7 protein-coding genes are annotated in these 12,447 nt (G+C 56.2%); 1 reads left to right on the top strand and 6 read right to left on the bottom strand.

Annotation, left to right across the window (positions count from 1 at the left end):
- Window positions 1-128 precede the first annotated feature (128 nt).
- The 3 genes from GRI39_RS05965 to GRI39_RS05955 all read right to left on the bottom strand — a co-directional run bounded on the left by GRI39_RS05965 (window position 129) and on the right by GRI39_RS05955 (window position 5,181).
- On the bottom strand, window positions 129-830 hold the full coding sequence (locus GRI39_RS05965; RefSeq protein ID WP_160738805.1) for a ZIP family metal transporter: 702 nt from the start codon (window positions 828-830) through the stop codon (window positions 129-131).
- A 293-nt stretch (window positions 831-1,123) separates the two neighbouring features.
- Entirely contained in the window at window positions 1,124-3,148 is a 2,025-nt protein-coding gene (locus tag GRI39_RS05960; RefSeq protein ID WP_160738804.1) for a TonB-dependent receptor, read from the bottom strand.
- 785 nt (window positions 3,149-3,933) lie between these two features.
- A complete protein-coding gene (locus GRI39_RS05955; protein WP_160738803.1) occupies window positions 3,934-5,181 on the bottom strand; it encodes a GTP-binding protein in 1,248 nt (415 codons plus the stop codon).
- Between the two features lie 515 nt (window positions 5,182-5,696).
- Between GRI39_RS05955 and GRI39_RS05950 the strand changes: the two genes are divergently transcribed.
- On the top strand, window positions 5,697-6,491 hold the full coding sequence (locus GRI39_RS05950) for a class I SAM-dependent methyltransferase (protein WP_160738802.1): 795 nt from the start codon (window positions 5,697-5,699) through the stop codon (window positions 6,489-6,491).
- A 260-nt stretch (window positions 6,492-6,751) separates the two neighbouring features.
- Here GRI39_RS05950 and GRI39_RS05945 read toward each other — a convergent pair whose 3' ends face one another.
- The 3 genes from GRI39_RS05945 to GRI39_RS05935 all read right to left on the bottom strand — a co-directional run bounded on the left by GRI39_RS05945 (window position 6,752) and on the right by GRI39_RS05935 (window position 12,443).
- Window positions 6,752-7,801 carry a glycerophosphodiester phosphodiesterase family protein gene (locus tag GRI39_RS05945; RefSeq protein ID WP_160738801.1) on the bottom strand — a complete coding sequence of 350 codons (1,050 nt, stop codon included), beginning with the start codon at window positions 7,799-7,801 and terminating at the stop codon, window positions 6,752-6,754.
- A 95-nt stretch (window positions 7,802-7,896) separates the two neighbouring features.
- On the bottom strand, window positions 7,897-9,309 hold the full coding sequence (locus GRI39_RS05940) for an efflux transporter outer membrane subunit (RefSeq protein WP_160739221.1): 1,413 nt from the start codon (window positions 9,307-9,309) through the stop codon (window positions 7,897-7,899).
- Window positions 9,309-12,443, bottom strand: coding sequence for an efflux RND transporter permease subunit (locus GRI39_RS05935; RefSeq protein ID WP_160738800.1), 3,135 nt, complete (start codon window positions 12,441-12,443; stop codon window positions 9,309-9,311). Before GRI39_RS05935 ends, GRI39_RS05940 begins: the two co-directional genes overlap by 1 nt.
- Window positions 12,444-12,447 lie beyond the last annotated feature (4 nt).

Raw genomic sequence — 12,447 nt, 5'->3', positions numbered from 1 at the left:
CTGACGGAGGGCAACCGAAACGAACTGGTTAGTCATCTGAAGCGTTCGGTCGCACAGAACGGCGCGATTGCGGTAGCATCGCCCGTAATTGTTGCCTTAGGCATGAAATCTGCCCGCTGACGGCTGCGTCAGTGCCCTACGGTTAGGGCGAAGGCGCTTACGACCACGATTGCGACGGCCACGGCCACATGCTGCTTCAAACCAGCGCTTTTGGTTCGGGGAAGCAGACAGTTTGAGGAGATGAAGAGAAGCACACCCGCCAGCACAGCCATGATCGCGGCAAGTACCGTCTCATCCACTCTGACGACCAATGCCAGCAACGCGCCGAGCATTGGTGCGGCGGCATTGATGACAAGCCAGCGGGTTGATGCGCGGCGTGACAATCCCGGCGCTTTTGCAAGGGCGACCGTGTTGATCCCATGAGCAATTCCGTGCGCGATGGCTGCACTTGCCATGATAAGCCCGGCATGGGTCGACTGGCCAAATCCTATGGCGGCGATGAAGCCGCCAAGCCCCGCATGCAGGGCAAAGCTGAAGGGGCCGCCATGGCTTGCTATGTCGCTCTCGCTTGCCTCCAGCACTCGGTTGATGATGGGATAGGCTGCATAGCCTAGCGCGGCGATGGCCAGCAAACCTGACACCTGCCAGCCGCTGTGGCCCAGATGAACGGCCTCAGGCAGAACCGCCACAAGCGCGATGGCAAAGATTGCGCCGGCAGAAAGAGAAAGCAATGTCGACTGGCGATGCACGATAGCGAGCGCCAATTGTCCCCCGGACAAAATCGCAAGACCGGACAGAGCGGCAGAGCCCAGCGGAGTAATAATGTCCATCAATTTGCATACTCCCCCGGGTCTAGGCCGGGATAAGTGGAACCGTGTTGCTCGGTCTCGGGCTGATGGTTTGCATAACCATATCGCTCCTTTGCCCAGACTCTCGCCGCGATCATCTGGAAAATCCTGGCTCGAATAATCGGCAAGAAGGTTTAGCGCGTCCACCACGGTGACCATCGTATCGCGCCGGGGACATCATCCAGACATTCTGAACCGGCAGGATCAGTGCTGCGACCTAGGCATCGGCCCTATGCCTGTCCGGCACGGATTGCACCGGACAGGCAAATTGTGCCTTACATTGCCACGCGCACCACGAAGCGCACATTGCGTCCGGGCATGATGACCTCTGTCCGGTTAAGTGCAGCCGCATCGCGTTGAACGTCGTTGGTAAGATTCTGACCGACGAGGGCGAGTTCTACGCCTCGGTGTTGTTCGAAAGGCCGCCAGGCGATCCTGGCGTTCAGATTGTAATAGGAGTTTGTCGGCGTGTCATAAGCACCGAACTTGTCCTGTTTACCGAAGTAAGTGAGGTCCATACCGGCATCGAGGCTGTCCCCCTTCCAGTTCAAACCACCGCCGATGCGATAGGGGGGAATGCGAGGGACATTGCCGTTGTCATTGTTGAAGGTGGCGCGGACATAGTCCCCTAGTGCATGGAGCTGGAGTGTCCCCGCATCAGACCTCACGACATCGAAAAAGGCCTCGCCCTCAAGCCCACGGAAATGCGCGTTTTGCTGACGGTAGAAAAGTTCCTTGAGCTCATTGGCGTTGCCTACGACGCATTCACCGGTCGCGTCGTCACAGGTTCGTCCGGTAAGATTCCCATAGATATAGTTATTGAACCAGGTGCTGTAGAGGCTGCCGTCGAAGTGGAACCGGTCTTGGTTGAACCGCAGGCTCGCTTCGAGCGAATTAGCGCGCTCGATCTTGAGCGTGGGGTCGCCAAATTCGAAAGTCTGCGGTCCGTCATGTCCACCGCGTGCGAACAGTTCGGTCTGTGCGGGTGCACGGCCGGTGCTGGAGAAAGTGAGGCCAAGTTTAAGTGCAGGTGTCGCCGTCCACAAAGCGCCGATCGCGCCGCTGATGGGCGTGAAGTTGGTTTTGGTGAAAACATCGCTCACCGGTGTGCCCTCGACGCTCACATGCTCAATGCGGCCGCTGGCCTGCAACTTGAGCGCATCGTTCAATGGCAGATCGGTGAAGATGTAACCAGCCTCGCTTTCGGTCAGAGTCGGGAAGAGGTAGCTCGCATCCTCGCCCACGGCTGAAAACTTGCGATGGATATATTCACTACCGATGGCCACATTGGTGAGCGGGCCAATGGCGCCGAGCAGCAACTCAGGGTGGACATCCCACTCCTTGTTGCGGAATGTGGTTGCGATTTCGCCGTCTGCTTCGATTTCGCTATGCTTGTAATTGGCGTAGCTGCCATCCAGCGTTAGCTTGCGATCACCGCCAAGATCGAATGATGAGCGAGTCATGACCTTGGTTTGCTTCATATCGATGTGCGAATCCTCGGCCGGGATTCCGTAGGTCGCGTCATATTGCGTGACGCCCACACCCATGTGGCTACCACCGAAGAAATATGATCCGCCCAGCGAGCCACCGTGCGCATGAGCGAATGAGTTGTCGAGCTTGCCGTCGGGTGTGCTTTCCGTCACTGGTGTATCGTAGTCATCAGCGTGGCGATAGAAGCCGTCAGCGTGCAGTGCGAAGTTGCTTACCGCAGCGTCAACCAGCGCCGATGCTTCGGGGGCGTTGGAAACGGTGTCGTAATTACCGTTGAGCTCAAAGCTGATTGGCTTGTCTGGCAAGCTCATCGGTACACGGTCATTGAGCACGTTCACAACGCCGCCGATTGCCTGGCTGCCATAACGCAGAGTGCCAGCGCCGCGCACGACTTCAATACTGCGAGCGGAGAGCGGATCAATCGGCACCCCGTGATCTGGACCGATGTCGGATACGTCGGAAGCGCTGGTTCCGTTCTCAAGAAGCCGGACCCGGTTGGCATCCATGCCGCGGATGATCGGCCGACTGGCACCTGCTGCGAACCCGGTCGCCGCTACGCCGGGCACATTGGACAGAGCATTGGCGATGCTGGCACCGCCATTTTCGACAATTTGATTGCGGTCGACCTTGGCGACGATCGCAGCCGTAGAGTCCTGTGATACGGCATAAGGGGATGCTGTAACGATGATTTCGCCGTGTGTGCTGTTTTCGTGTGCCGGTTGTGGTGCGGGTGCTGAAACGCCCTGTCCATAGACAACGGTAGGGGTGAGGGCAGCGAGGGCTGCGCCTGCGAAAAGTATATTACGCATTTGGATAGTCTCCATAAACCTTGGTGGGCAATCACGCAGAGGTGCTGCGTGCGCCGGAACTGCGCCCTGGGCGCAGGATCTCGTATTCAAGGCTTGAAGACGGGCGGCCCCCGAGGGTGGTGCGATACTCGGTTCTTGCGTAGCGCGAATACTGTCAGGGGTGACAGGCCGTGTATCTGGAATGAGGCAGGATTATCGTGAGGATACCATGGCGGCGGCGGGGTCGTGTAGTCGCCCGCGTTGTGTTTCTCCTCACAAATCAGGCATTTCGCGCCATGATGGTCGTTATCCGGGCTCCACGATGCAGTCGTTTCGTCAGCCGTCGCAACGAATGATACGTTGTTTCCCCACTCAATGTTATGCAGATGAGTATTGACGAGCAGCGATTGAACAAGAAGAAACAGCGCAACCAGCACGATCAGTGCTGTACGCAGGGAAGTCGGCGTAGGCTGGGCAAGTGATTTGTTCAAAAGGGAGTTAGGCCACTGTTGGAAAGAAATGTAATAATATTACGTATCATCCAAAACGTCAATCCAGTTTGTCTGTCCTGATCTTCCAGTCCTCATAGCTTTATAGGAAAGGGAGATCGGTTATACGACGCAGCTCTCCGGGGAAGTTCTATCCCGAGAGGGAGGAGGGATTGAGAAGGTAAGGACGCGTGCGTTGCCGGAGTGCCAGTTGCCCGTCCGCATGATCGATGGGCACCAAAACTGTTGCTGTGCCGCCTAAAACGGCGCCGCCGGAAACTGGGGGCAATACGGCCGATCGTCCCAAAATCGCGGCGCTCATTCCGCCATCTCCAGTGCTTGCTCACCCCATGCGGGGAAGGGATCGCGCAGACCAAACCACATCTCCGGCGTGAAGGCATTGACGGTGAGCAGGCAGGCATCGAGCCGGGTACGGATATGTGCTTCATCCATGCCAATGCCGATGAACACCAACTCTTGCCGGCGGTCGCCCCAGATCGGATCCCAATGCCTCGCCACGAACTGCTCGAAACGATCGTCGTCGGGCCACTGGTTCTTTGGGATGCTCGCCCACCAGCGGCCCATGCGTGCCGAGGTGGTCTGTGCGCCGGCAATGGCCAGTTCCCCCACCCAATCTGTCCGCGTCGCCAGCCAGAAATGCCCCTTGGCCCGCACGACATGATCCAGCCCACCATCCGTAAGAAAAGTGTGGAATTTCGCCGGATCGAATGGCCGCCGCGCCCGGTATACGAAGCTCTCAATGCTATATTCCTCTGTTTCGGGAACATGGCTGGCATAGCCGTAAAGCTCTTTCGCCCAGAGCGGGTGCTGCGCTGACTTCTCCTCATCATAGAGGCCCGTATCGAGGATTTGCCGCAGTGCCACTTTGCCGTGATCGCAGGTGACAATTCGGGCATCGGCGTTGAGGCTGGCCACCAGCTTCTTCACGATCGCCAGATGTTCAGCTGGGACCGAGGACGCCTTGTTGATGATCACCACATCAGCAAACTCGATCTGCTCCACGAGCAAGCCGACCAGGCTGCGATCATCACCTTCACCCAGTGATTCCCCGCGATCGGCCAGAAAATCCTGACTTGAGTAGTCGTTGAGCAGATTAAGCGCGTCGACCACAGTCACCATAGTATCAAGCCGTGCTACATCGCCGAGCGACACGCCAGCTTCGTCGCGGAAAGTGAAGGTAGAGGCGACAGGCAGCGGTTCCGAAATACCTGTACTCTCGATCACCAGATAATCGAACTGCCCGGCTTCGGCCAGGACACGGACTTCTTGCAGTAAGTCGTCGCGCAATGTGCAGCAGATGCAGCCATTGGTCATTTCGACCAATGTTTCTTCGCTGCGAGAAAGAGCCGCGTCTCCCCCGCGCACAAGGTCTGCATCAATGTTCACTTCCGACATATCGTTGACGATTACCGCCACCCGCATCCCCTCGCGATTAGCCAGAATATGATTGAGGAGAGTGGTTTTCCCAGCACCGAGAAAGCCGGAAAGAACGGTGACGGGAAGACGAGAGTTCAGAGTAGTGTGAGCAGCGCCGGCTATAATCATCAGTTAATCCTAGCGAATCATGATATGTTGTATCATTACTAGACTGTGGCAAAAGAAGAAAGTCCAACAAAGGGGCGGCGTACTGCCTCATCAATGAAGGGTGGCTATCTGGACGGTTCTGTCATCTCTGCCTCCATGGTCTGCGTGACGCACTGCCTGGGCTGAGAGTCTGTCAATCTTTAGTGATTGGCTGATTCAAAGGAAGCTCTGAGGAGGAGCTGCCATGAGTGATCTGATCTGGTTGCCTCAGGCGCAGACGCGTAGAATAGAGCCGCATGGGAATATTCGGTCGGATATTCGCGAGCCGGACGGCCAAGGGCGGAAAGACAGATCAATGGATGATCCACACCCTCCCTAGGGCCAGGCTGTAGACTTGCTTAACCAGAAGTTTTTATATATCAATATTGATTATCATTAGCGTATAGGGTGTGATCATTCGTATTTCAGAGCAGATAAAGGACTGGCGCGGAAAGGCGGGCGCCGACTGGATCGCGCATCAAGGCAGGCTTGACCAGATGATGCAACCGTTCGGTGATGCTGCGATCAAAGCGGCTGCCCCCATCGGCGGTGAGACGGTTCTCGACATCGGTTGCGGAACCGGGGCGACTACGGCGCAACTGTTCGATCGTGTCGGGGTCACGGGGCAGGTGACGGGTGTCGATATTTCCGAGGCCATGATCGCTCGCGCTCGCGAGACTTATGGTCTCACGAGCCGAGCCAGCTTCCTTGTGGCTGACGCGCAAACGGCAGATCTGCCGACGCATCAGGCCGACCTCGTCTTTTCTCGCTTTGGAATCATGTTCTTCAACGATCCAGTGCAGGCCTTCACGCACCTGCGCCAGGCGCTCGCTCCATCCGGGCGGCTCGCCTTCGTTTGCTGGCGCGAGGCGGCAGTCAATGACTGGGGGCGTTTACCTATGGGGGCGATCAGTGGAATACTCCCCGAAATGCCTCCGCCACCACCGATGGATGCTCCAGGCCCGTTCGCTTTCGGAGATCGTAGCCGTGTCGAGGCCATCCTGCAGCAGTCCGGCTTTGACGATGTCGCTTTCCAGCCTTTCGATCATGAGATCGTGTTCGGCCAGGGCAGGACGCCAGAGGCTGCGATCGAAGATGCCGTGCAGATGGCTTTCGATGTCGGCCCTCTGTCCCGCGTGCTGGCGGGCGAAAGCGACGAGATACGCCGACAGGCAAGAATTGCCGTTCGCACAGCTTTTGCGAGGAAAGTGCGGGGTGCGTCGGTTGTCATAGATGGCGCGGCATGGATCGTTACGGCACGCGCTGGTAACTCCACCGGCGCTAACCCCTGACGACGCTTGGCCCAGGCAACAGGCACGTGTGTCTGTCCGCCGGCCAATTCACCGTGCAGGCAGCCTGCGCGTGGATAACTTGCAGTGATGCTCTCATGCTTCGCGCTGCTTACGAGCTAGATCTGTGATTACGCGACGGTCAAGGTTTCCTGCGCGCTGTAGAAACTCTTGCCTTCGACTTACCGTCGCCCACGAAGCGCATGATTTCCAGCGCCAGTGGGCGCCCATTGCGATCTATCCAGTCGCAATGGGCGAATAGATTATTCCGACGTCTGAGGCTTTTTGCCGAACTCCTTGAACATGCGATCAGGCTGGTTGGTGGTGATCGCATCTACTCCAAGGTTGAACAACAAGCGCGCTGTGCCCGGATCATCGACTGTCCAGGCACCAGTTTTGAGGCCTTGTTGTTCCGCTTCTAAGAGATCTTCCAGAGTGAAATCCGGATAATTGTGATCCCACCAGCTTGCGCCCTCATTCTCCAGAACTTCGACCATCGAATGTCCGCCAAAATCATCCAGCCCGGTCAGGCTGCGGGAAATTTTGGCGGGGTCAACTTTGGCCAGAGGGCTGTCTCCGGCATGGGCGATTGCGCGGGTGGCATTGGAACTGAGAAACGCAAGGGGGATGGAGGAATCGAGCTTCTTCACTTCACGCAGCACATTCCAGTCAAATGACAGGACCACCACACGGTTCGTGAATTTCTGCGCATGTAATTCGTCAACCACTGCCCTGGCCAATTGCGCTGGGTCGCTGCTGACTTGTGGCATGAAGGGCATGGATTTGATCTCAAGCCACAGCATTGTGCGATCATCGTGTGCCTGCATAAGATCGATCAGTGCGCTCAAGGTGGGCACTTTTTCACCCGGAGTGGGGATCAAATCTGGGTGTTCTGCAGCATAGGCACTGCCGGGTTTGGGCGTGCCGATATCGTAGGATTGAATTTCGGCCAGCGTCATCGCCTTGATGGGCGTTTTAGGGGCGGAGTAATCGCCTCCCTTTTGTGCGAGATTGGCGTTCAATGTGAAGTCATGGTTGAGTACAAGCTGGCCATCTGCCGTCAGTTGCGTGTCGGTTTCCACACCATCGACGCCCAGCTCCAGCGCTTTGCGGAAGGCACTGAGAGAATTTTCGACATTGAGGCTGGATGCACCGCGATGGGCAATAATAATGGGACGGCCTTGTCGGGCGCGGTTGCCGAAATCATCAGAAGCCTGCTCCGCATGAGCGACCTGAGCATGCGCTGGACCGATAACACTGGCAACCAGGCTGGCTGCCAGCAAGGAGTATCGAAAAAGAGAGAAAGATTTCACAAAAATTCCATTTCACATGACCAAGAGTGCTGCACTCCCATGTCATGTGAAATGGCAATTTATGTGACAGTCATCACAGTACTATCGTGAAAGCCCTATATGCTGTCATCCGAACCGATTGCGGAATAAAGCGTAAAGCGGTTGGTGATATCGGTCAGTTCTGCTGCAATCTGGCTTTGGCGTGCAGAATAAAGCGTGCGTTGGGCTGTGAGGGTTTCAATGAAACCGGCAATTCCTGCACGATAGCGCTGTTCAGACAGGGCCAGACTGCGCTGGGCTGCGGCAACCAGCCTTGCCTGAGCATTCCTTTGATCTGTGATCGTGCCGCGCCTTGCCAGAGCATTGGCAACATCGCGGAATGCTTGCTGGATGGTTTGTTCATAGATTGCCACGGCATAATCGCGCCGGGCCTTGGCGTAATCCACATTCGCCCCTTGCGCGCCACCGATGATGGGGATGCTGGCGCTGGGAGAGGCGGTCAGGAAGCGAGAGCCGCTGTCAAACAAGGATGAAAGAGCCGAACTGGCAAAACCCAACGTTGCCGTGAGGCTGATGGTAGGGAAGAAAGCCGCCCGTGCCGCACCGATGCTGGCGTTGGCGCTTTTCAAACTATGTTCTGCTTCCACAACGTCAGGGCGCTGCAGCAACACTTGTGATGACAGGCCCGCCGGAACAATGCCGATGGAACTATCCAGATCGGCCAGTGAATCTGGCAGCAGATCTTCTTCAACCGTGCTGCCGACCAGCAGGTTGAGTGCATTACGATCCTGCGCAACCTGGGTGGTGTAATTGGCGATATCAGACTGGGCCTGCGCCAGAATAGTCCGCGCACTTTCCACATTGGCACCGGCCCCAAGCCCTGAATCCAGAAGCTCTTTATTCAGCCTGACACTGCGTGCGGCGCTTTGTTCAGTGTCCTGCGCGATACGGAGCAAATCCTTATCTGCCGCCAGTGTCGCGTAAGCGGTGGCGGTTTCTGTGATGAGCGACAGGCGCGTTGCCCGCATTCCGCTTTGGGTTGCCAGATAGGATTCAAACTGTGCTTCGGTCTGGTTCCTCAACCGGCCAAATAGATCGATCTCAAAGGCCGAGACACCAAGATTGGCATCATAGCGATTGTTGCCGCTGCCTGAAGCGCTGCCATTGCTGCCAGAAACGCTGCTATTGCGATCGGTGAAGGACGCTGACCCATCGGCGGTAAGGGATGGAAACAGGTTGGAACGTTGGGCGCGATATTGGGCACGAGCGGATTGCACATTGGCGAGTGATGCCCGCAGGTCGCGATTATTTTCCAACATACGCTCGATAATCGTGCGTAGTTTCTGGTTGGCAATCATACTGCGCCAGGGGAGGCCTGCTTCTTCGGCTGTCGCTGGATCATAGGCCGCCCCCTGCGGCCATTTTGGGGCCACAGGGGCTGGAGGTTGCACATATTTTGGAGCCATGTTGCAGCCAGAAAGCAGCAAGGCAGAGGCGGTAACGGAAAGGATGAAGCGAGACTGTTTCATCATGCGGCCTCCTCTTGCGGTTTGGCTTCGGCCCGGTGGAAGATGCTGGACACGGCAATGAAGAACAAAGGCACGTAAAAGATCGCAATCGCAGTCGCGGTGAGCATTCCGCCCACCACGGCAGTACCAATAGCGATGCGGCTTTCAGCACCGACACCGCTTGCCAGCGCCAGCGGCATCACGCCGGCGATGAAAGCAATGGATGTCATCAGAATGGGGCGAAGCCGCAATCTGGCCCCTTCTAGTGCGGAAGGCAGTAGAGCCTTGCCTTCACGCCTTGCCGTTTCCGCAAATTCGATGATCAGAATAGCGTTCTTGGCGGCAAGGCCAATGGTGGTGAGCAGGCCGACCTGAAAATAAATATCATTGTCCAGCCCGCGAAGGGACACCGCGATAACTGCGCCGATAATCCCGAGTGGCAGAACCAGAAGAACAGCCAGCGGAACCGACCAGCTTTCATAAAGTGCGGCCAGACACAGGAACACCACCAGCACCGAAAGCCCGTAGAGCAAGGGCGCCTGCCCGGTAGACTGGTTTTCCTGAAACGAGAGCCCGCTCCACGCATAGCTGGTCCCGGGCGCGACTTCTTTCTGGATGCGGACAATTTCCTTCATGGCATCGCCCGAACTGACGCCATCTGCACCTTGCCCCTGAATGGTGTAGGAAGAGAGACCGTCAAACCGCGAAACCGTGCTTGGCCCTTTTTCCCAATGCGTTGTCGCAAAGGCAGAGAAGGGCACCATATTGCCATTCTTGGATGACCGGACAAACCAATTATCGATGTCAGAAGGGACCATGCGCGAACTCGCTACACCTTGAATGTAAACGCGTTTCACGCGGCCACGATCAACGAAGTCGTTCACATAACTGCCACCCCATGCAGATGAGAGCGTGTCGGTCACGTCTTTTTCAGACAGCCCCAGCACTGCGAGCTTTTCTTCATCAATATCGATGCGCAACTGGGGCGCATCGTCAAGCGCACCCTTGCGAACCTGAATGAGCTTGGGACTGGCATTGGCAGCGGCAATCAGCCTGTCGCGCAATTCTTCAAATTTCGCGCGTGGCATACCGCTGTTGTTCTGGAGTTCGAAAGAGAAACCGTTGGACTGGCCAAGCCCGCGAATGGCTGGCGGCACCATGGCGATAACCTGCGCGTCGCGGATTTTTCTGAATGCCCCCATCGCACGGGCGTTGATTGCGCTGATGGAATTATCATTGCCTTTGCGTTCATTGAACGGTTTGAGGCCGATAAAGCCTATGCCGGTATTCTGGCCCTGTCCGTTGAAGCTGAATCCCGTCAGCACCATGCCAACCGCGACATTGTCTTTCTCGTCCTGAAAGTAATGTTTTTCGATTTGCTTACGGACAGCATTGGTGCGCTCGATGGTTGCCCCGGCCGGAAGGGTGTACATCACCATAGCTTCACCCTGATCTTCGGAGGGAAGGAAGCTCGTTGGCAGGCGTATGAACAGCAAAACCATGGCGATCAAAATCACACCATAAACAGCAAAGTGCACCAGTCTCTTTGCGGTAACGCTTTCGACACCTTTGAGATAGCGGTCGGTTTTGCGGTCAAACCAGCGGTTGAACTTTCCGAAGAAGCCTTTGCGTTCATTGGGGGCATGGGCGCCGGGCTTCAGCAAAGTAGCGCAAAGGGCTGGCGAAAGAATAAGGGCTACCAGAACCGAAAGAAGCATGGCCGAAACAACAGTGATCGAGAATTGCCGATAGATGACCCCGGTTGATCCGCCAAAAAATGCCATCGGCAGCATCACTGCCGAAAGCACCAGGGCAATGCCGATCAAGGCGGAACTGATCTCATCCATCGATTTGACCGTCGCCTCGCGCGGGGCGAGGCCTTCCTCAGTCATCAGCCGCTCAACATTTTCGACGACGACGATGGCATCGTCTACCAGCAGGCCAATAGCGAGCACCATGCCGAATAGCGTCAAAGTGTTGATTGAATAGCCAAATGCCGCAAGGACACCAAACGTCCCCATCAGCACAACGGGAACTGCGATAGCCGGGATGAGTGTTGCTCGCCAGCTTTGCAGGAAAACGAACATCACTAACACGACCAGAATGATCGCAATGACAAGCGTTTCAATCACTTCATAGACGGATTGTTTTACAAAGCTGCTGGTGTCACGCGGGAAGGCGACCGCATAGCCTTCGGGCAGATTGGAAGATAATTCGGCAACCTTTTCCTTTACCGCAGCAGCAGTAGACAGAGCATCAGCACCGGGCGCTAGCTGAAGGGCCATGCCGGACGCGGGATAGCCATTCAATTGCGCAGAATAGACGTAACTTTCCGAGCCGATCTCCACTTTGGCCACGTCGCCAAGGTGAACGACCGATCCATCCTGCTGGGTTTTCAAGACGATATTGCGGAACTGTTCAGGTGTGTTGAAACGCGATTTTGCTTTCACCACTGCGTTTAGCATATGATCCTGAGTTGCCGGTAAATCGCCGATCTGGCCTGCCGACACTTCAGTATTTTGCGCCAGAATTGCTGCTTTGACATCGGACGGCATCAGCTTGACTGCGGCCAGTTTGATTGGATCAAGCCAGATGCGCATGGCGTATTGCGAACCGAACACCCGAGTCTGCCCTACGCCATTGACGCGCCCAACCGGGTCTTGGAAATTGCTGACAAGATAATCGCCAATGTCTGCTGAACTGCTTTTGCCGGATTTGTCATAGACTGTGACCAGCATCAGGAAGTCCGAGGCAGATTTCGTAACGCTCACGCCTTGCTGTTGTACGGCGGATGGCAGGCGCGATGTTGCCTGCTGGACCTTATTTTGCACCTGCACCTGGGCAACGTCTGGATCAGTCCCCTTGTCAAAGGTCACTGAGATGGAAACGCTGCCTGCACTGCTCGATGTTGACGAGAAGTAGAGCATGTTATCAATGCCGGTGAGCTGCTGTTCAATGATCTGGGTCACGCTGGATTCCAGCGTCTCAGCAGAAGCACCCGGATAGTTGGCGCGAATATTGACGGTCGGCGGGGCAATATCGGGATATTGGGCAATCGAAAGCGACATGATGGAGCCGATGCCGGTCAACACGACCGCAATGGCTATCACCCAGGCAAAAATCGGCCTGTCAACGAAGAAACGGCTGATATTCATGTGC

The organism is Altericroceibacterium indicum (assembly GCF_009828105.1).
Classification (GTDB): domain Bacteria; phylum Pseudomonadota; class Alphaproteobacteria; order Sphingomonadales; family Sphingomonadaceae; genus Altericroceibacterium; species Altericroceibacterium indicum.
The sequence above is the reverse complement of the archived record's forward strand: the minus strand, read 5'-3'. Positions and strand labels throughout refer to the sequence as shown.

Bases quoted from the DNA above. Each gene is read 5' to 3' on its own strand.
- GRI39_RS05955 (WP_160738803.1), bottom strand. From the start codon at position 5,181: ATGATTATAGCCGGCGCTGCTCACACTACTCTGAACTCTCGTCTTCCC.
- GRI39_RS05940 (WP_160739221.1), bottom strand. From the start codon at position 9,309: ATGAAACAGTCTCGCTTCATCCTTTCCGTTACCGCCTCTGCCTTGCTG.
- GRI39_RS05965 (WP_160738805.1), bottom strand. From the start codon at position 830: ATGGACATTATTACTCCGCTGGGCTCTGCCGCTCTGTCCGGTCTTGCG.
- GRI39_RS05935 (WP_160738800.1), bottom strand. From the start codon at position 12,443: ATGAATATCAGCCGTTTCTTCGTTGACAGGCCGATTTTTGCCTGGGTG.
- GRI39_RS05960 (WP_160738804.1), bottom strand. From the start codon at position 3,148: ATGCGTAATATACTTTTCGCAGGCGCAGCCCTCGCTGCCCTCACCCCT.
- GRI39_RS05950 (WP_160738802.1), top strand. From the start codon at position 5,697: ATGATGCAACCGTTCGGTGATGCTGCGATCAAAGCGGCTGCCCCCATC.